A 19,360-nucleotide genomic window follows, 5' to 3' on the forward strand; every position below is an offset into this window, starting at 1 on the left:
GTTGTGATTTCCCTTGTGTTCACCCGCCGTAAGTTTTCCTGGGCCCCGGGCTGGGGCCCGGTGGTTTTACCTATTTTCAACGGGCCCCAAAACCCTGGGGGGGGGGGGGCGGGGGCCCCCCCCCCCGCCTGTGTGGGGGTGGAGATGGTCAGGAGACGTTGAGCGCGGCGTCGTCGATCACGAAGCTGGTCTTGAGCGAGGAGTCCTCGGTGCCGGTGAAGGTGATGGTCACCGTCTGTCCGGCGAAGGTCGAGAGGTCGAAGGACTTCTGCGCGAAGCCGGTGGCCGCGTCGGCGTTGGAGTAGGTGGCCAGGGTGGTCGAGCCGGCCTGGACGGTCAGCTTGTCGTACGCGGTGGAGCCGGTCTCGGCGGTGTCGACGTGGACCCAGAACGAGAGGACGGCCTTGCAGCCGGCCGGGACGGCGACGGTCTGTGCCAGGGTGTCGGTGTGGCTGCTGCCGTAGCCGTCCAGCCAGGCCTTCCAGGAGCCGGTGTGGGCGGCCTCGCCGGTGCTGCTGTCGACGACGCCGCTGGACGCCGTCCACGGTGCGGCGGTGCCGCTCTCGAAGCCGCCGTTGCCGATCAGCTGGGCCGGGGTGCAGCCGCCGGAGGGCGGCGGGGTGGTGCCGCCGAGCAGCGCGGTGTCCAGGGCGTCGGCGATCGGGCTGCCCCAGCCGGTGACCTGGTCGTAGCCGGCCTTGGCGGGGAAGTCCTGGTTCTTGCCGGTGGTGACGTCGTGGAAGGCCGTGCCGTAGCCGCCGCCGTTGGCGACCGCGTACAGCTTGGGGGAGGCCTCGCCGAGGACCGGCTGTCCGGCGGCCTTGGCCTTCTGGTCGAACTGGGCCGCGTAGCCGGACCAGAGCGGCGCGGCCGCGCTGGTGCCGCCGTACACCTGCCAGCCGCCGGCGGTGTAGATGGCGAAGCCGCTGGCCGGGTCGGCGTCGGAGGAGACGTCCGGGACGGTGCGCATGGTGCCGCTGACGCCGGTGCCGGTCTGCCAGGCGGGCCTGGCGAAGACGGTGGAGACGCCGCCGCCGGCGGTGCTCCAGGCGCTCTCCGAGGAGTAGCCCGTCCCGGAGACCTTGAGGTTGGTGCCGCCGACGCCGGTCTGGTGCGGGCTGGACGCCGGGAAGTCGACCGCCTTGACGGACGAACCGCTGGTCGAGCGGGTGCAGTCGCGCGAGCCGTCGTCGCCGGAGGCGGAGAAGACCGAGATGCCCTGGGCGGCGGCCTGCTTGAAGGAGTTGTCCACGGCCGTCATGGAGGAGGCGGTGGTGTCCGGCTCGCAGGAGCCCCAGGAGATGGAGATCACCGAGACCTTGTTGTCCGAGACGATCTTGGCGGCCATGTCGATCTCGCCCTGGTCGCTGTTGGGCGCCTCGTAGACCAGCTGGGTCGCCTTGGGGGCGACGCCGCGCACGATCTCGCTGTCCAGCTCGACCTCGCCCTGGCCGTCGCCGGGCGCGGAGTCGTAGCTTGCGCCGTCCACCGAGACGGTGCTGACGGCCGGTCCGGTCAGGCCGTACTGGGAGTCGTAGGTCTTGAGGTCGGTGGAGCTGTAGCCGTCGAACTCCCAGAGGGCGACGGTGACCCCGGTACCGTCGGCGCCGGTCCTGTCCAGCCGGTAGGCACCGTCGTACTGGGACGGGCCGAAGCCGCTGGGCGCGGCGTTGGGGGCGGCCGCGGCCTGCGGCTTCGCCAGGCGGGTGGTGCGGACGGTGTGGTTGTTGAGGCCGGAGACGCCCTGCACCACGCCGGCGAGGTCGGCCGGGACGGAGGCGGCCGCGTCGTTGGCGAAGAAGGCGCGCTGTGCCTGCGGGTCCAGGTAGGCGCTCTCGTGGGTGCCGAAGGCCTTGGCGATCTGCGCGGCGGTGCCGCGCGCGCCGACCACCTGGCGGTTGTCGCTGACGCCGGAGACGGTCAGGCCCTGGGCGGTGAGGTACGACCTGACCTGCTCGACCGCCGCCTGGGTCGGGCCGAAGCGCTCGGTGAACTGCTGCGGCGTCAGGTACCCGCCGTACTCGGGGGTTCCGGGGGTGGCGACCGCGGCGAGGAAGCGGTCCAGCCCGGCGGTGTCGCGCAGCTTCAGGCTGACGGCCACCGAGAGCTGCTGGTCGGCGGGGACGTCGCCCTTCTTCTCGGAGCGGGCCACCGCGGGGGTCACGGTGTCCGGCAGCGAGACGCGAGGGGCGGAGGCGTTGGGGACGGGAGCGGCCTGCGCGCCGGTCACGCCGAGCGAGACGGCGGTCAGCGGCAGGACGGCAAGGGCCGCGGCGAGGGCAAGGGAACGGGGGCGCACGGGATCCTCCTCTGGCCGGCGCGTGGGGGCCGGCCGGGGCCAGGGCGTTCCAGGGTCGAAAACGCTGGCTAGAACATGACAGAACCCGTGTGCGAATTGGCTTATGGTCAAGCAATTCGTTGCTAAAAAACAGTCAACTGTGAATGGGGGAAAACAGAACAGAGTGTGCGGGCCTTCATACAGTGAATGGCGGGAAATCCGGAACCGGATCACGTCAGGACGGGAAAGGAGGCGCTCAGGCGGACCGGAGCGGGCTCGGCGGACCGCGAACCGGGGAGGGCCGGTGACGGGCCGCCAGGTGGCGGAGCCGCGCGGTCCCCGGCCGTTGACCGGTGGACCACCGGCCCTTGACCTGCTGAACACCCGCCGGGCCGGCGCCCCGGTGAACGACCTGCTCGACCGGCCGGACGGCTACCGGATCCGGCTCTCCCCGGCCGGGCCGGCGGCGCTACCGCGGCAGGGGCCGCACCGGATCGGGCGGTGTGGGCACGGGGCATGCATTCTGCATTTCTTCGACACGTCGCGGAACGGCCGCCGGCGGTGGTGTGCCATGGCGGCGTGCGGGAATCGGGCGAAGACGGCGCGGCACTATGAGCGGGCGCGTGGCCAGGGCCTGCGGACAGGAAACGCGGACAAGGCGCGCGGACAGTGCTCGCGGATATGCGGATCCCCGGACACCGCGCCCGATCGGGCGGTGCCCGGGGACGGCCGGGGCTCCCGGCGACCCTCGTGGCGGGCGCCCGGGAGCCGTCCGGGCGGCGGGCGCCCGGGGAGTACGGGCGCCCGCCGGGGCGTGGTCAGTCGTCGGTGGGGGCGCCCAGCCACTGGGCCAGCGCGGCGCGGAGTTCGCCGTGGCCCGGGTCGACGGCGGCCCAGGCGGCGTAGCCGTCCGGGCGGATCAGCAGGACGGTGTCGCGCAGCTTGCCGTGCGGGTCGGCGGGCGCGGCGGTGACCAGCCGGTCCGCCCACGGGTCGGCGGCGGACAGCTCGTCATTGCTGACCAGGACGAACCGGCCGGCGCGCAGCGCCTCGGCGAGCCGCTCCGGCGGGGCCGGCTCGCCCTCGCGGGCCTGCCGCAGGCCGGTCAGCCGCAGGTCCGGTACGCGTCGGCCGACCAGCGGGTGGGCGTCCTTCGGAGCGGCGTAGTGGATGCCGATGCCGGAGACGGTGCGGGCGCCGCGCTCGGTGACCAGGTCGAGGTGCTCGGCGACGGCGGCGAGGGCGCCGCGCAGGGCCCGGGTGGGGGCGGACTGGGCGAGCGCGAGCCGGATCAGCGCGCCGGAGCTGCGCAGGACGGCCTTGCCGACCGGGTGCCGCTCGGTCTGGTAGGTGTCCAGCAGGGCGTCGGTGGCCCAGCCCCGGACGGCGGCGGCGAGCTTCCAGGAGAGGTTGGCGGCGTCCTGGAGGCCGGTGTTCATGCCCATGCCGCCGGCCGGGGAGTGGCAGTGCGCGGCGTCGCCGGCCAGGAAGACCCGGCCGGAGCGGTAGTTGGGGACCTGGCGCTCGTCGCTGTGGAAGGTGGAGGTCCAGCGGGCGTCGTGCAGGCCGTAGTCCTCGCCGAGGGCGGTGCGGGTGACGGCGGCGATCCGGTCGAGCGAGGGCGGGGCGGCGTCGGCGCGCTGGTCGTCGCCGTCCCAGGCGATGACCCGGTACCAGCCGTCGCCGAACGGCGCGAGGAAGGCGAAACCGTTCTCGGCGGCGCCGACGACAACCGCCTCGTCGGGCTCGCGTTCCAGCCGGACGTCGCCCAGCATCACGGAGTTGACCACGGACTCGCCGGGGAAGGGGATGCCGAGCAGGTCGCGGACGGCGGAGTGGACACCGTCGGCACCGACCGCGTAGCGGGCCCGGTGGGTGACGGTGGTGCCGCCCACGGGGTTCTCCTCGCCCGAAGGACGGGAGCGGGCCTCGATCGTGACGCCCTCGGCGTCCTGGCGCAGCCCGGTCACCTCGGTGCCGCGCAGGATGGTCGCGCCGGCCTTCAGCGCGCGCTCCTGGAGCAGGCGTTCGGTCTGGTACTGCGGGGTGACCAGGACGAACGGGAAGCGGGTCGGGAGCTGGCCGAGGTCGACCTTCAGCCGGTCGAAGAGCCGCAGCGAGCTGAGCGGACGGCCGGTGGCGATCAGCTCGTCGGCCAGCCCGCGGGCGTCCAGCAGCTCCAGGCTGCGGGCGTGCACGGCGAAGGCCCGGGTGAGGTTGGACTCGGCGCCGCGCTTCTCCAGGACGGTGACCCGGACCCCGGCGGCGGCCAGGTCACCGGCCAGCAGCAGGCCGGTCGGTCCGGCGCCGACGATGAGGACGTCGGTGCCGATCTGCTTCGCGGTCATGTGTCAGCTCCCGGTGCTCGGACGAAGGCTGAACGCCGCTCTCAGCGTTCTCCCGGACACCATCATCGCTGCCCCGGGCGGGACTGTGAATCTCCGGGCCCCGGCGGCGCGTGCCCGCCGGAGCCCGGTACCGATGTGCCGCGGCCGATCGGTGCGGTTGATCGGTGCGGCCGGGTGGTGCGGCCGTCAGCCGTGCCGGCGGACCTCGACGGTGCGGAACCGGTTGGCGACGAAGGCGCCGTCGCAGTAGGCGGAGTTGGCGGCCGGGTTGGCGCCGGTGCCGTGCAGGTCCGAGAACGCGGCGGTCTGGTTGGCGTACACCCCGCCGGTGAGGTTGAGCGAGAGCGAGACGCCGGCGTCCAGCGCGGCCTCGACCAGCGCGGTCTCGACCTCGGGCGAGGTGGTGTAGGCGGAGGCCGTCATCGCGCCCTGGGACCGGACCGTGGAGTGCAGCAGCTCGATCGCGGCGGCGGTGGACTCCACCGCGACGGCGAACGACACCGGGCCGAAGCACTCGCTGTGGAAGACCGCCCGGTCGTCCGGCTTGTCGGCGTCCAGCGTGACCAGCGCCGGGGTGCGGACGGTCGCGGCGGGGAACTCGGGCGAGGCCACCACGCGCGGGGCCAGCGCGAGTTCGCCGTACTCCCCGGCGGCCGCGGCGACCGAGCGCTGGAGCACACCGGGGTTGACCACGGCGCCCAGGACGGCGGCGGCCCGCGCGTCGTCGGAGAGCAGGCCGTCGATGGCGGCGGCGAGGTCGGCGACCACCTGGTCGTACGGCTTGGCACCCTGGTCGGTGTCGATGCCGGTGCGCGGGATCAGCAGGTTCTGCGGGGTGGTGCACATCTGGCCGCTGTAGAGCGAGAGCGAGAAGGCCAGGTTGTTCAGCATGCCCCGGTAGTCGTCGGTGGAGTCGATGACGACGGTGTTGACGCCGGCCTTCTCGGTGTACACCTGGGCCTGCCGGGCGTTCTCCTCCAGCCAGTCGCCGAAGGCGGTGGAGCCGGTGTAGTCGATCAGCCTGACCTCCGGCCGCACGGCGAGCAACTGGGCGACGGTGCCGCCCTCGTGCTCGGGGGCGAGGCAGACCAGGTTGGGGTCGAAGCCGGCCTCGGCGAGCACCTCGCGGGCGGTCCGGACGGTGAGGGCGAGCGGCAGCACGGCCCGCGGGTGCGGCTTGACCAGGACCGGGTTGCCGGTGGCCAGCGAGGCGAACAGGCCCGGGTAGCCGTTCCAGGTGGGGAAGGTGTTGCAGCCGATCAGCAGCGCGACGCCGCGCGGCACGACGGTGAACTCCTTGGTCATCACCAGCGGGTCGCGCTTGCCCTGGGGCTTGGTCCAGCCGGCGCTCCGCGGCAGCCGGGTCTGCTCGGCGTAGGCGTAGGCGACCGCTTCCAGGCCGCGGTCCTGGGCGTGCGGGCCGCCCGCCTGGAAGGCCATGCCGTAGGCCTGCCCGGTGGTGTGCATCACGGCGTGCGCGAACTCGTGCGAGCGGGCGTTGATCCGGGCCAGGATCTCCAGGCAGACGGCGGCGCGGGCGAGCGGCCCGGCGGCGGCCCACCCGGGCTGGGCGGCGCGCAGGGCGGCGATCAGCGCGTCCGGCCCGGCGTGCGGGTAGCCGATGCCCAGTTCGAGGCCGTACGGGGAGACCTCGCCGCCGATCAGGTCACCGTCGGCGGGGTGGCCGTCGAGCGCGAACGGCTTGTTCAGCAGGGCCTCGAAGGCCGCCTTGCCGTCCTCGGCGCCGCTCTCGCCGTAGGCCTTCGGGAACTCGGGGTAGGGCGACCAGTAGTCGCGTTCGGCGGCGGCGGCGAGCGCGGCGTCCAGGGTGGCCTGGTGGCGTTCGGCCAGTTCGGCGACGAGGGGGTGGGTGACCGCTGCGGACATCGTGTGCGCTCCTCAGAGGGGAGGACGGGACACGTCCCAGAGTAACCGAACGATCGGTCGGCTCAAGGGGGTGTGCGGCGCCGGAACACGCGAAAAACGCGCGGGGCGCGTCCGGAGTGGACGCGCCCCGCGCGGGAACAGGCTGCCGGTCGACCGGCCGTGGAGTCGTGGGCCGTCGGTCCGCGGGTCGCCGGTCTACGGGATGCCGAGTTCGAAGATGACGTACCCGCCGAACCAGCCGGAGGCGACGGCGCCGGTGCCGAGCACCGTGGCCAGCACCGGCCAGCTGAGCTTGCGCATGCCCACCGCCAGCGCGATGAACAGCGGGAACGCGGGCAGCAGATACCGCGAGACATTGCCGAAGATGCCCAGGCTGCCGAGTACCGACACGATCGTGGCCAGCGTGTAGGCGGTCAGCACCAGCGGCGGGCGCAGCCGGATCATCAGCACGATCAGCACCGGCAGCGAGAGCACGATCAGCGTCGCCAGCAGATCGGCGACCGGGAAGGCGAACGGGTAGTCGCTCCGGCCCAGCAGTACCCCGCGGATCGCCTTGTAGGTGCCCTTGCCGAAGTCGAAGTAGTGCAGCCAGGCGTCGTGCTGGAGCTTGAAGTAGCCGCCCCAGTCGCCCATCCGCCAGCCGACCCAGCCGACGTAGCCGAGCAGGCCCACGGGGGCCATCAGCAGCGCGGCCAGCGGCCTGGCGATCCCGCTCTCCCGCCGGTACAGCTCGACCAGCGCGGCCAGGCCGACCGCGCCGATCAGCGCCGCCGAGGTCGGCCGGTTGAGGCCGGCGACCAGGGTGAGCGCCCCGGCGGCGACCCACTGCTTGGTCATCACGCAGTAGCAGGCCCAGGCGGCGAGCGCGACGAAGGACGAGTCGGAGTAGAGCGCCCACTCGGCGCCGGAGCCCGGGGCGATCGCCCAGATGCCGGCCGCGATCACACCGGCCCGGGCGCCCGCCATCTTCTCGACCACCGCGTAGATCCCGGCGGCGGCGAACAGCGAGGCCACCACCGAGACCAGCATCCCGGCGCCGTACAGACCGAGGCCGGTGGTGTCCGAGACCAGCCGCATCAGGCCCGGGTAGAGCGGGAAGAAGGCGGCCGAGTTCTGCTCGATGGTGAAGCCCGGCGTCCCGCCGGGGATCACCACCAGCGCAGGGTGGTAGCCGAACTCGGCGACCTGCTGGTACCACCAGCCGTCCCAGGTGGCCAGCACGTCCCAGGGGTTGGCGCCACCGCCGAAGCGCGGGTGCTTCTTGAGGTACTCGCCGGAGAACGAGAGCAGCTTCATGAAAACGGTGAAGCCGATCAGCTTGAGCACGGCGTAACACCACACGGCCGGCCCGAATCTCACGGCCAGGCCCCGGGCGCGCTCGCGCCAGCCGTGCCCCGGCGCCGCATCCGGTTTCTCGCTGCGCTGCTCGGGCACGTCGGACGCGACTGCCGGTATTGCGCTCATCAGACTGGACCCCACCCCTGCTGGCCATGGACGATCGTCCGGAGAGTCTAGGCCCTGGGGTGTTTCACCGGTGCGGACCGATGGACCCGACCGCGTCCGGTGGAGTGAGGGCGGGGATACTCGGAGGATGGCCGATCACACCACGCGTACCGCCTACACCGTGGAGTCGCTGCTCGCGGTGACCGTCGACGTCTTCAACGAGCGCGGTTACGACGGCACCTCGATGGAAGACCTGTCGCGGGCGGCCGGCATCTCCAAGTCCTCCATCTACCACCATGTGCGCGGCAAGGAGGAGTTGCTGCGGCTGGCCGTCGGCCGGGCCCTGGACGGGCTGTTCGCGATCCTCGCCGAGCCGGCTGCGGTGACCGGCCCGGCCGTGGAGCGGCTGGAGCACGTGGTGCGGCGGACCGCCGAGGTGCTGCTGGCCGAGCTGCCGTACGTCACCCTGCTGCTGCGGGTGCGGGGCAACACGGTCACCGAGCAGTGGGCGCTGGAGCGGCGCCGGGAGTTCGACCACCAGGTCGCCGAGCTGCTGCGGGCCGCCGTGGCCGACGGCGCGCTACGGGCGGACGTCGAGCCCCGGCTGGCCACCCGGCTGCTCTTCGGCATGATCAACTCGATTGTGGAGTGGTACCGGCCGGGGCTCAAGGCGGCCGACGGCGTCGCGGACGCGGTGGTCCACCTGGCCTTCGACGGACTGCGGGCCCGCTAGCCGTCCCCGGCCCTACCCGCCCGCCCCCCACCCGCCCCCCACCCGCCCCTACCCGCCCCGAGCCGAAGGGGCGCGCCGGTGCCGAAAGGAAGGAGCGAGGAGGCCCCGAGGAACGAGGGGCCTTGGAGCGACGACCGTCGGCACCGGACCAGAGCGCCCCGGAGGCGAGCGGGCGAAAACACAGCACGCCCCGGAGGCGAGCGGGCGACAATCAGACCGGCGGCACCTGGTCGGTCTCCTCGAAGACCAGCATGGTCCGGGTGCCGAGCACCTGGGGGATCGACTGGATGCGGTTCAGCACCAGCTCGCGCAGGGCGTGGTTGTCGGCGGTGTGCACCAGCAGGATGACGTCGAAGTCGCCGCCGACCAGGGCGATGTGCGCCACCCCGGGCAGCTCCAGCAGCTGCTCCCGCACCGTCCGCCAGGAGTTCTGGACGATCTTCAGGGTGATGTACGCGGATGCGCCCTGACCTGCCCTTTCGTGGTCCACGCGGGCGGTGAAGCCGCGAATGACGCCGTCCTCGACCATCCTTGATATCCGGGCGTACGCATTGGCCCTGGACACATGCACCCGCTCGGCCACCGAGCGGATGGAGGCGCGACCGTCCTGCTGCAGCAGCCGCAGGATCGATTGGTCGACACGGTCGAGTCTGGACGTCTGTTCAGTCGACATGACCCCCCACCCTCCCTGATTGGACGTACTGCCATCAGTCGACCGCCCCCCGGGCCGATTGTCCACCACCTTGTCATGGTTCTGGTCAAGATGAACAGACGACCGAACAATCGGTAGGGAGCCCCCGCCACCCCAGGAGGTGCCCCGAGATGACCGTTCTCGACCACAGACACCACACGGCGGTGCCCGGCTGGCTGCCCGGGGCGACCGCCCCGCGCACCGACCCGGCCCCGCTGCTCCCGGACGTCTCGCCCGTCCGCGTGCTCGGCACCCCCGCGCTGGAGAAGTACGACCCCGCGCTGCTGCGCGAGCTGTACCGCCGCCTGGTGGTCGGCCGCCGCTACAACCAGCAGGCGACCACCCTCACCAAGCAGGGCCGGCTGGCCGTCTACCCGGCCTCCACCGGCCAGGAGGCCTGCCAGGTCGCGGCCGCGCTGGCGCTCGGCGAGCAGGACTGGCTCTTCCCCAGCTACCGCGACACCCTCGCCGTGGTCTCCCGGGGCGTCGACCCGCTGGAGGCGCTGACACTGCTGCGCGGCAACGCCCACACCGGCTACGACCCGCGCGCCGTCCGTACGGCGCCGCTCTGCACGCCGCTGGCCACCCAAGCCCCGCACGCCGTCGGGCTGGCGCACGCCGCACGGCTGGGCGGCGAGCCGGTGGTCGCGCTGGCGCTGCTCGGTGACGGCGGCACCAGCGAGGGCGACTTCCACGAGGCGCTGAACTTCGCCGCGGTGCTCCAGGCCCCGGTGGTCTTCCTGGTGCAGAACAACGGCTACGCCATCTCCGTCCCGCTCACCGCGCAGTCCGCCGCGCCCACCCTGGCCCACAAGGCCGTCGGCTACGGCATACCGGGCCGCCTGGTGGACGGCAACGACGCGCCCGCCGTGCACAGCGTGCTGACCGAGGCGGTCGAGCGGGCCCGGGCCGGCGGCGGACCGACCCTGGTCGAGGCGCTCACCTACCGGATCGAGGCGCACACCAACGCCGACGATGCCACCCGCTACCGGGACGACACCGAGGTGGCCGCCTGGCGGGAGCACGACCCGATCCTGCTGATGGAGCGCGCACTGCGCGAACTCGGCGTGCTGGACGACACGCTGGTGCAGGACGCCGCCGACGAGGCGGAGGCGCTGGCGGCCCGGATGCGGGCCGAGTTCCACGCCGACGCCGAGCTGGACCCGATGTCGATGTTCACCCACGTCTTCGCCGAGCCCACCCCGCAACTGCGGGAGCAGGCCGACCAGCTGGCCGCCGAACTGGCCGCCGAGGCCGAGGTGGGGCACCGATGAACGAGGCCTCCGTCGCCGCTCGTGCGGCGGCCGCAGCGACACCGGCGACCAGGAAGAGCACCGTGCCCACACCGGCGACACCGGCGACACCGACCATGCCGACCACGGTGAGCATGGCGCAGGCGCTCAACTCCGCGCTGCGGGACGCCATGCGCGCGGACCCGGCGGTGCATGTGCTCGGCGAGGACGTCGGCGCCCTCGGCGGCGTCTTCCGGATCACCGACGGGCTGACCGCCGAGTTCGGCCCCGACCGCTGCCTGGACACCCCGCTGGCCGAGGCCGGCATCCTCGGCACCGCCGTCGGCATGGCGATGTACGGGCTGCGCCCGGTGGTGGAGATGCAGTTCGACGCCTTCGCCTACCCGGCGCTGGAGCAGCTCTTCTCGCACGTCGCCAAGATGCGCAACCGGACGGCCGGCCGGCTGCCGCTGCCGATCACCGTCCGCATCCCGTACGGCGGCGGGATCGGCGGCGTCGAGCACCACAGCGACGCCTCCGAGGCGTACTACACCAGCACCCCCGGCCTGCACGTGGTCACCCCGGCGACGGTGGCCGACGCGTACGGGCTGCTGCGCGCCTCGATCGCCTCCGACGATCCGGTGATCTTCCTGGAGCCCAAGCGGCTCTACTGGGGCAAGGCCGGGTTCGACCCGGCGGCGCCGGTCGAGCCGATCGGCCGGGCCGTGCTGCGGCGCACCGGCAGCTCCGCCGTCCTGATCACCTACGGGCCCTCGCTGCCGGTCTGCCTGGAGGCGGCCGAGGTGGCGAAGGCCGAGGGGTGGGACCTCGCGGTGCTGGACCTGCGCACTCTGGTGCCGTTCGACGACGAGACGGTCTGCCGGGTGGTGCGTTCGCTCGGCCGGGCCGTGGTGGTGCACGAGGCGACCGGCTTCGGCGGCACCGGCGCGGAGATCGCCGCGCGGGTCACCGAGCGCTGCTTCCACCATCTGGCCGCCCCCGTACTGCGGGTCACCGGCTTCGACATCCCGTACCCGCCGCCGATGCTGGAGCACCACCACCTCCCCGGGGTGGACCGGATCCTGGACGCGGTCGCCCGGTTGCAGTGGGAGGACTGAGGATGATGCCGGTCGTGCGCGAGTTCACCCTGCCCGACCTCGGTGAGGGGCTCACCGGGGCGGAGGTGGTGCGCTGGATGGTCGAGGTCGGCGAGGTGATCGCGGTCGACCAGCCGGTGGTGGAGGTGGAGACGGCCAAGGCCGTGGTGGAGGTGCCCTGTCCGTACGGCGGGGTGGTCACCGCCCGGTACGGCGAGCCGGGTGAGGAGGTGGCGGTCGGCGCGCCGCTGGTGACGGTCGCGGTGGCGCCCGCCGTCGGTGAGCCGGGTGAGCCGTTGACCGGTGGGGCGGCTTCGGCCGGGGAGACCGCCACGGCGCTGGAGCGGCCGCTGGTCGGGTACGGCGTGGCCGAGTCCGACCGGGGCGGTCGGCGGCGCCGGGTCGGGGGACCGGTTCGACCGCCGGTGGCTCCTGCGGGGGCCGCTCCCGCGGTGGCGGCGGCCCGGGTGGCCGTGGCCGATCCGGTGACCGTGCCGGCCCCGGTGACCGCGGCGGGGCCCGCCGTGGTGCCGGTGATCTCGCCGCTGGTCCGGCGTACCGCCCGGGAGCACGGCATCGATCTGGCGGCGCTGACCGGCAGCGGGCCGGACGGGCTGATCATGCGGGTGGATGTGGACCGGGCGGTGGCGGCGCTGACCGTGGCATCCGCGGTCTCCCCGGCTTCCCTGGCTTCCCCGGTCGCTCCGGCGGTGGAGGGCGTCGTCCCGCTGCGCGGGCTGCGCCGGGCGGTGGCGGAGAAGCTCACCCGCAGCCACCGGGAGATCCCCGCCGCGACCTGCTGGGTGGACGCCGATGCCACCGGACTGATGGCGCTCAGGCGGCAGTTGAACGCCGCGCCGGGGCCGAAGGTGAGCGTGCTGGCGCTGCTCGCCCGGATCTGCACGGTGGCGCTGGGTCGCTTCCCGGAGCTCAACTCCAGTGTGACAGAGGACGGTTCCGGAATCCTTCGGCACTCCGCCGTACACCTGGGCTTCGCCGCCCAGGGGGACCGCGGGCTGGTCGTCCCGGTGGTGCGGGACGCGCAGCTGCGGACCACCGAGGAACTCGGCGCCGAACTCGGCAGGTTGACCGAGGCGGCCCGGTCGGGCTCGCTCACCCCGGCCGAGCTGACCGGCGGGACGTTCACCCTGAACAATTACGGGGTGTTCGGCGTGGACGGCTCCACCCCGATCCTCAACCACCCCGAGGCGGCGATGCTCGGCGTCGGCCGGATCGTCGCCAGACCCTGGGTGCACGAGGGCGAGTTGGCGGTGCGCGAGGTGACCCAGCTGTCGTTCACCTTCGACCACCGGGTCTGCGACGGCGGTACCGCGGGCGGGTTCCTGCGGTTCGTCGCGGACTGTGTCGAGCAGCCGGGGACGTTGCTGCGCAGGCTGTGACCGCCATGGCTGTGACCGCCACGGCGGCGGTGGTCACGGCGGCCCTTCGTGGTCGCGGTGGCCGTCCTGGGGGCAGTTCGCCCCAGGACGGCCATGGATCGGGCGAGAGTAGCGCGTACGGGGGCCGGGTGTCCGGGCTTCGCGTGATTCGTCGGATGAGCACTTCGGGCGTGCCACGCTGCCTAGGCGTCAGTAGGACAAGCCAGGTGGTGGCAGAGGCCGGCCGGAGGCGAAACGATTCTCTTGAGTACTCGAAACGTTGCGGTGAAGTCACGCAGAACGTTCCTGGTCCGGACCGGGCACGGCTCGGCGGCGGTCACGGCCGTGCCGGGCCTGCCGGACGCCGCACCGGCCGGGCCGGAGCCCGGGGCACGGCTCGGGCCGGCGCTGCCGCCGGCGCCGTCGGACCCTTCGGACGTCCCGCCGGTGGCGGTGATCCCCGCCCGGCCGGCCGAACCGCCCACGATCCCCGCGCCGAGTACGCCGGACCTCTGGGCCCCGGCCGCCGGGCCGGTGATCGAGCCGCTGTTCACCCGGGCGCCGGGCCTCAACTGGGCGGGCCCGGGGGGCCTTCCCCAGCCCCCGGCCGGAGAGACCACGGGCGCCGGGGTCCGGGCACCGCAGGCCCCCACCGCGCCCCGCGCCGTTCCCTTTTCCGCGGTCCCCGCTCCCGCTCCCCTGGCCGCGCCCGATCCGCGCGCCGCGGCCGAACAGCCGCCCACCGCCCGGGACATCGAGCTGATCCGGGCCAGCCTGGCCGCGGTCGAGCCGGTCGCCGACCGGGCCACCGCGCACTTCTACGCGCTGATCTTCCTGCACCACCCCGAGATCCGCGCGCTCTTCCCGGCCGCCATGGACGTCCAGCGCGACCGCCTCTTCCGCGCCCTGCTGATGGCCGCCCGCAGCGCCGACGACCCGGCCGGCCTGCGGACCCGGCTGAGTGCCCTCGGCCGCGGCCACCGCCGGTACGGGACGCTGACCAGCCACTTCGGCCCGGTGGGCGAGTGTCTGGTGCAGGCACTGGCCCGGTACGCGGGCAACCGCTGGGGCCAGGAGACGGAGCTGGCCTGGCGCCGGGTCTACCGCCTGGTCTCCTCGATCATGATCGAGGCCGCCGAGGAGTCCGCCCGTACCTCGCCGCCCTGGTGGCAGGCCGAGGTGGTCGCGCACGAGCGCCGCACCCCCGACATCGCGGTGGTCACCGTCCGCCCCGACCAGGCGTACCCGTACCGGGCCGGGCAGTACACCAGCCTGGAGACGCCCTGGTGGCCGCGGGTCTGGCGGCACTTCTCGTTCGCCTCGGCGCCCCGGCCGGACGGTCTGCTGACCTTCCACGTGAAGGCCGTCCCGGCGGGCTGGGTGAGCAACGCCCTGGTGCACCGGGCCGCGCCGGGGGACGTGCTGCGGCTCGGTCCGGCGGCCGGCGCGATGACGGTCGACCACGCGGCCGGTTCGGACCTGCTCTGTCTCGGCGGCGGCACCGGCATCGCCCCGGTCCGGGCGCTGGTGGAGGAGGTCGCCCAGTACGGCGCGGCCGGCCGCTCGGTGGAGGTCTTCTACGGTGCCCGGCAGGCCGCCGAGCTCTACGAGCTGGCGGCGCTGAGCGAGCTGGCCCGGTGCCACCGCTGGCTCTCGGTGCACCCGGTGCTGTCCGGCCCCGGGGCCCCGGGAGGCGGACTGCTCACCGGTGAACTGCCGGAGACCGCAGGTCGGTTCGGGCCGTGGGCGGGCCGCGAGGCGTACCTCAGCGGGCCCGCCGCGATGGTGCGGCGCGGGGTCGGCGTGCTGCTGCGCTCCGGGGTGCCGCCGGAGCGGATCCGGCACGACCTGGTCGGCGACCTGGCGGCCGGCTGAGGCTCCGCTCAGCCCAGGTCGGAGGCGAGGAGCGCGCGGATGCCCTCGATGTTGGCCGCCAGGTACGCCCGCAGGCTGGGCGGGACGACGTTGACCGAGGTGACGCCCTCCCGGGTGAACGGCAGCCGGACCACCTCGTACTCGCCGTTGGGCTCGTCCACCTCGGGCCCGTGCCGCCGGGTGAGGTCCATCGAGGCGAGCCGGCAGACGAAGAAGTGCTGCACCTTGACCCCGTGCGGGTGGAGCGGGGCGCCGTGGTCGACGGCGGTCCCGCCCGGCGCGTGGGGGTGCGGGTGGGGGTGGCTGACGGTGTCCACGAAGGCGGGGACGACGTCGACGACCTTGCCGCCGAGCTCCTCGTCCACCTCCCGGTGCAGGGCGTCCACCACGGTGCGGTCGTCGCGCTCCACCCCGCCGCCCGGGGTGATCCAGTACGGGCGCGGGGAGTCGGGCCGGAGCCGCTTGATCAGCACGATCGAGGCCGGGCCGTACGGGTCGTCCGGGTCGAGTTCCAGCAGGATCGCCCGCGCGGTGCGCTTGACCACGGGGCGTGGTGGCTGGTGGGTGTTCGCTGGGCCCATGGAGACCTCCGGGGCTGGAGCGTTGTGCGGGAGTCTCCCGCAGGGCGGCGGGGCCGAAACGCTGACCTGCCCGGGGTGCGTCCGTTCGGGGACAGGGCGCGACGCTGATGGATCTTGGATAATGAAGATGAAGCTTAAACCGATCATGAAAATAGTGGGTCGATCGGACTTTTAACCTTCGATTCCAAGGATTTTACCGAGTGAACCGTGTGAGAGTGATTGCAGCCGCGCCGTCCCTGTGCTGCAATGAGCGACTATCGGGCGAATCGGAGCACTTCACTCCGTATGTCCACCTGTGCAGTGACTCGGGCTGGGGGCTGGGTGTGGCCATGGATCAGATCGCAGAGCAGTCCAAGGCGCTCCGTGCGGGGAGGGTGGTCAGGTTGCCGACGCCCACGTCACCTCCGCGCAAGGACCGGCCGCCCACCCTGATCGCCTCGGTCCAGCGGGCGCTGCGGCTGCTGGAGGCCGTCGGCGGGTTCCGGCAGGGGGCCACGGCCAAGCAACTCGCCCGGGCCGCCGGCCTGCCGCTCGGCACCGCCTACCACCTGCTGCGCACGCTGACCCACGAGGGCTACCTCCGCCGGGACGACGGCAGGTTCTTCTACGGGGAGTCGGTGGACGGCATAGGACGGGCCGACGACCGCCAGTCCCAGCGGCACGATCTGCGCGCCCGGATGGAGCGGTTGCGGGGCGAACTCGGCGCCGCGGTCTACTTCGCGCTCTACCAGGACGGCGAGGTGCGGGTGGTGGACGTGGTCGCCGGACGGGGGCAGCCCGCCGTCGAACCCTGGGCCGACTTCCAGGCCACCGCGCACGCCCACGCGATCGGCCAGTGCCTGCTGGGTCAGCTCCCCGAGGACGCCCGGCGTGACCACCTCGCGCGCCACCCGCCGGTCGGGCTCACCCCGTCCACCCTCGTCGACGAGGCGGCCGTCCTGCGCCGGCTCTCCGCGCTACGGCCGACCATGCCCGTCCTGGAGCGCCAGGAGTACGCGCTCGGCACGGTCTGCGCGGCGGTGCCGATCACCGTCGGGTCGGTGGTCGCGACGATGGCCGTCTCGCTCCCGGTGGAACAGGCCGACCGGCTGGCCGTCGTCGCCGGGCAACTGCGTCGGAGCGTCGGCGCGATGACACCGTCGTTCGTCCTCTGAAACTCCCCGTGTCGCTTTGGTTCCGCTTTGTTCACCATTTGAAAAAGCGCGCCTTGTCCATGGCGCGACCAAACGTGGACGATGAGGATCGAACGGGGATCGGTTACACAAAACCGCCAAATCGTCTACGCGACAGACACAGTCGCACTCCCTCATCCCCTGTCAGCGAACTGCCTTGTCCGGCCCGCGCGGACCCTCAGCACGTGCGACCGGGCAGAACGAGAGGTACTGGCGCCATGCAGCACACCACAGTCCAGGGCCACCTGGTGATGAACCTCGTGGCCTCGAACGAGCTCTCCTTCCGCATCGTGGTCGACCTCGCGTACGACCCGATCGACCCGTACGCGGTCCGCTTCACCTTCCACCTGCCCGGTGACGAACCGGTGACCTGGGTCTTCGCCCGTGAGCTGCTGCTCGACGGGATCAGTCGTCCGGCCGGCGAGGGCGATGTGCACATCCACCCGGTCAGCGGGGAGCTCTCCGAGGTCTGCATCGTGCTGCACTCTCCCGACGGGGACGCCCTGTTGCGTGCCTCCGCGGCGCCGCTGATCGCCTTCCTGGCCCGGACCGACCGGCTGGTGCCGATGGGTCAGGAGATCACCGGGGGTGAACTGGACGCTGAGCTCGCGGACATCCTCCGAGGGTGTGAGAACGCCGGGTGACCGGCTGCGGGACCAGCGTGGCCGAAGGGGCCCGTACCCGGTGAACCACCCGGGCACGGGCCCCTTTCGCGTGGGCTCTCGTGTCGGCTCTCGTGCTGGCGCACCGGGCCGGACGCTCAGTCGTCGTCGCCCAGGGCGAGGTTGAGACCCCAGGAGACCAGGCTGATGATCAGCGCGCCGAACAGTGCGGCCCAGAAGCCCTCGACGTGGAAGTCCAGGTGGAGCTTGTCCGAGGCCCAGGAGGTGAGCCAGAGCATCAGGGCGTTGATGACGAAGGTGATCAGGCCCAGGGTGAGGATGAACAGCGGCAGCGAGAACAGCTTCACCACCGGCTTGATCAGCCAGTTGACCACCCCGAAGACCAGCGCCACGGCGATCACCGTCAGGGTCTTGTGCTGCCAGTCGTCACCGGTCAGCGTGATGCCGGTGACGATCCAGGCGGCCACCCAGATGGCGGCCGCGTTGATAAGTGTCTTGATGACGAAACCCTTCATGGCCCCAGCGTCGCAGGCCACCGGGGGGCGGGGGAAGCTCCCACCGGGCATGTTGGTGTTGAATGCCCGGTGGTCCCGGACTTGGAGGGGTAGCACCGATGAAGCTTTTCCGGCTGCACGAACTGGACGCCGAGCGCGCCGCCAACGACGGTGCCTATCTGCGCTTTCTGCGCGAGCCGCGGATGTCCGCCGGCCTCTACGCGCTCTCCCCGGGCGACACCGACCCGCAGACCGCGCACGCCCAGGACGAGATCTACCAGGTGGTCAGCGGCCGGGCCGAACTTACCGTCGGCGACGAGACCGCCACGGTCGCGCGCGGCACCGTCGTCTACGTCCCCGCCGGGGTGCCGCACCGGTTCCACCACATCACCGAGGAACTGCGGGTGCTTGTGGTGTTCTCCCCGCCCGAGGACTGATCCGGGGCCCGGTTAGGGTCGGGGTATGAGCCTGAGCCTGACGGAAGAACTCTGGGCGGCGATCGAACCGGTCTACGCCAAGATCCTCGACCACCCCTTCATCGGCGGCCTCACCGACGGCACCCTGCCCCGGGAGGCGTTCCGCCACTTCGTCGTCCAGGACTCGCACTACCTGCGCGACTACGCCCGCGCGCTCGCCGTCTGCGCCGCCAAGGCGCCCGGTGAGGAGGAGGTGCGGGCCTTCGCCGACGACGCGGTCGGCGCGCTGGCGGCCGAGCAGGGCATGCACGCCGAGTTCATGGAGGCCTTCGGCGCCAGCGCCGAACAGGCCGCCACGGAACCGGTGTTGCCCACCACCCGGGCCTACACCAGCTATCTGCTGGCGACCGTCTACGGCGGTTCCTTCGCCGAGGCCGTCGGCGCGGTGCTGCCCTGCTACTGGATCTATGCCCGGGTCGGTGACGAACTGCTCGCCAAGGGCTCCCCCGACCCGCTCTACGCGAAGTGGATCGCGACCTACGGGGACGAGACGTTCCAGGCCGTGGTGCGGCGGGTGCTGGCGCTCACCGACCGGCTCGGCGAGGAGATCTCCCCGGCGGAGCGCCGCCGGGTGGTCGAGCACTTCACCACCACCTCGCGCTACGAGTGGATGTTCTGGGACGCCGCCTGGCGTGGCGAGACGTGGCCGGTCTGATCCTCCTGGCCGGTCTGATCCTCAGGGGAGCCCCCGGGGGTCGGAGTCGGGGTGATCTCGGGGTTCTCTCCGGGCCGTTGGCTCTCGTTCCGGCACTTGCGGCCCCGTACGATCGAAGTATCGAAAGCAAACGGGATGCGGCACCGGACGGCAGCCGGCCCCGAGGGGAGAGAAGGAACGGACATGGCTGAGTTCTGGAAGTCGCTGCCCTCCTGGGTGCGCAACATCGTCGTCCCGGTGCTGGTGCTGATCCTGGCCTGGAACATCGTGGGGTTCGTGTTCGGCGTCGTCGGCGCCCTGCTGAGCGTGGTCATCAAGCTGCTGGTGGTGGTCGGCATCGCCGCCGCCGTGGTGATCCTGGTGAAGAAGGCCGCCAAGAGCTGACCCGTACGGACC

The 19,360-nt window shown here is 72.6% G+C and carries 17 protein-coding genes and 1 pseudogene; 11 read left to right on the forward strand and 7 right to left on the reverse strand.

What is annotated here, in order from left to right; all coding sequences use genetic code 11:
* Positions 1–148: 148 nt before the first annotated feature.
* Positions 149–2,299 carry a protease pro-enzyme activation domain-containing protein gene (locus AB0P06_RS32965; protein WP_363613941.1) on the reverse strand — a complete coding sequence of 717 codons (2,151 nt, stop codon included), beginning with the start codon at positions 2,297–2,299 and terminating at the stop codon, positions 149–151.
* A 466-nt stretch (positions 2,300–2,765) separates the two neighbouring features.
* Between AB0P06_RS32965 and AB0P06_RS32970 the strand changes: the two are divergent.
* Positions 2,766–2,903: pseudogene (locus AB0P06_RS32970) on the forward strand (CGNR zinc finger domain-containing protein); the annotation flags it as partial.
* A 193-nt stretch (positions 2,904–3,096) separates the two neighbouring features.
* On the opposite strand, the gene AB0P06_RS32975 reads toward AB0P06_RS32970, so the two are convergent.
* From AB0P06_RS32975 to AB0P06_RS32985, 3 genes are all read right to left on the reverse strand, one after another.
* Positions 3,097–4,626, reverse strand: a complete 1,530-nt coding sequence (locus tag AB0P06_RS32975) for an FAD-dependent monooxygenase (RefSeq protein ID WP_363613943.1) — start codon at positions 4,624–4,626, stop codon at positions 3,097–3,099.
* A 186-nt stretch (positions 4,627–4,812) separates the two neighbouring features.
* Positions 4,813–6,513, reverse strand: coding sequence for a phenylacetic acid degradation protein PaaN (gene paaN / locus AB0P06_RS32980; protein ID WP_363613945.1), 1,701 nt, complete (start codon positions 6,511–6,513; stop codon positions 4,813–4,815).
* Positions 6,514–6,708: 195 nt separating this feature from the next.
* Positions 6,709–7,977: a hypothetical protein gene (locus tag AB0P06_RS32985; protein WP_363613947.1), complete on the reverse strand. Its 1,269-nt coding sequence runs from the start codon at positions 7,975–7,977 to the stop codon at positions 6,709–6,711.
* A gap of 127 nt (positions 7,978–8,104) precedes the next feature.
* Here AB0P06_RS32985 and AB0P06_RS32990 point away from each other — a divergent pair, with 127 nt between their 5' ends.
* Entirely contained in the window at positions 8,105–8,689 is a 585-nt protein-coding gene (locus AB0P06_RS32990; RefSeq protein ID WP_363613949.1) for a TetR/AcrR family transcriptional regulator, read from the forward strand.
* Between the two features lie 211 nt (positions 8,690–8,900).
* On the opposite strand, the gene AB0P06_RS32995 is transcribed toward AB0P06_RS32990, so the two are convergent.
* Positions 8,901–9,362 (reverse strand): Lrp/AsnC family transcriptional regulator, encoded by a 462-nt coding sequence (locus tag AB0P06_RS32995; protein WP_363613951.1) that lies wholly within the window; start codon positions 9,360–9,362, stop codon positions 8,901–8,903.
* A gap of 149 nt (positions 9,363–9,511) precedes the next feature.
* On the opposite strand from AB0P06_RS32995, the gene pdhA reads away from it, so the two are divergent.
* The 4 genes from pdhA to AB0P06_RS33015 all read left to right on the forward strand — a co-directional run bounded on the left by pdhA (position 9,512) and on the right by AB0P06_RS33015 (position 14,963).
* The gene (gene pdhA / locus AB0P06_RS33000; RefSeq protein WP_363613953.1) at positions 9,512–10,654 is read left to right on the forward strand and encodes a pyruvate dehydrogenase (acetyl-transferring) E1 component subunit alpha; all 1,143 of its coding nucleotides are present in this window, start codon (positions 9,512–9,514) and stop codon (positions 10,652–10,654) included.
* A 95-nt stretch (positions 10,655–10,749) separates the two neighbouring features.
* Positions 10,750–11,730, forward strand: a complete 981-nt coding sequence (locus AB0P06_RS33005) for an alpha-ketoacid dehydrogenase subunit beta (protein ID WP_363613989.1) — start codon at positions 10,750–10,752, stop codon at positions 11,728–11,730.
* 5 nt (positions 11,731–11,735) lie between these two features.
* Positions 11,736–13,109 carry a dihydrolipoamide acetyltransferase family protein gene (locus tag AB0P06_RS33010; RefSeq protein ID WP_363613991.1) on the forward strand — a complete coding sequence of 458 codons (1,374 nt, stop codon included), beginning with the start codon at positions 11,736–11,738 and terminating at the stop codon, positions 13,107–13,109.
* 264 nt (positions 13,110–13,373) lie between these two features.
* Positions 13,374–14,963, forward strand: coding sequence for a globin domain-containing protein (locus tag AB0P06_RS33015; protein ID WP_363613955.1), 1,590 nt, complete (start codon positions 13,374–13,376; stop codon positions 14,961–14,963).
* An 8-nt stretch (positions 14,964–14,971) separates the two neighbouring features.
* On the opposite strand, the gene AB0P06_RS33020 is transcribed toward AB0P06_RS33015, so the two are convergent.
* Positions 14,972–15,544, reverse strand: coding sequence for an NUDIX domain-containing protein (locus AB0P06_RS33020; protein WP_363613957.1), 573 nt, complete (start codon positions 15,542–15,544; stop codon positions 14,972–14,974).
* 329 nt (positions 15,545–15,873) lie between these two features.
* Between AB0P06_RS33020 and AB0P06_RS33025 the strand changes: the two genes are divergently transcribed.
* Complete coding sequence (locus tag AB0P06_RS33025) at positions 15,874–16,698, forward strand: helix-turn-helix domain-containing protein (RefSeq protein WP_363613959.1); 825 nt, start codon at positions 15,874–15,876, stop codon at positions 16,696–16,698.
* Between the two features lie 236 nt (positions 16,699–16,934).
* The gene (locus tag AB0P06_RS33030; RefSeq protein ID WP_363613961.1) at positions 16,935–17,360 is read left to right on the forward strand and encodes an SsgA family sporulation/cell division regulator; all 426 of its coding nucleotides are present in this window, start codon (positions 16,935–16,937) and stop codon (positions 17,358–17,360) included.
* Between the two features lie 116 nt (positions 17,361–17,476).
* Here the strand turns inward: AB0P06_RS33030 and AB0P06_RS33035 are convergent, their stop codons facing one another.
* Positions 17,477–17,854 carry a phage holin family protein gene (locus tag AB0P06_RS33035; protein WP_363613963.1) on the reverse strand — a complete coding sequence of 126 codons (378 nt, stop codon included), beginning with the start codon at positions 17,852–17,854 and terminating at the stop codon, positions 17,477–17,479.
* A gap of 98 nt (positions 17,855–17,952) precedes the next feature.
* Here AB0P06_RS33035 and AB0P06_RS33040 point away from each other — a divergent pair, with 98 nt between their 5' ends.
* The 3 genes from AB0P06_RS33040 (at position 17,953) to AB0P06_RS33050 (ending at position 19,348) form a co-directional block, all read left to right on the forward strand.
* Positions 17,953–18,270: a cupin domain-containing protein gene (locus AB0P06_RS33040; RefSeq protein ID WP_363613965.1), complete on the forward strand. Its 318-nt coding sequence runs from the start codon at positions 17,953–17,955 to the stop codon at positions 18,268–18,270.
* Between the two features lie 25 nt (positions 18,271–18,295).
* Entirely contained in the window at positions 18,296–18,964 is a 669-nt protein-coding gene (gene tenA / locus AB0P06_RS33045) for a thiaminase II (RefSeq protein WP_363613967.1), read from the forward strand.
* Between the two features lie 183 nt (positions 18,965–19,147).
* The gene (locus tag AB0P06_RS33050; protein WP_363613969.1) at positions 19,148–19,348 is read left to right on the forward strand and encodes a DUF5326 family protein; all 201 of its coding nucleotides are present in this window, start codon (positions 19,148–19,150) and stop codon (positions 19,346–19,348) included.
* The last annotated feature ends 12 nt before the right edge of the window (positions 19,349–19,360 follow it).

Origin of the sequence: Kitasatospora sp. NPDC088351 (assembly GCF_040685575.1) — a bacterium.
Classification (GTDB): Bacteria; Actinomycetota; Actinomycetes; order Streptomycetales; family Streptomycetaceae; genus Kitasatospora.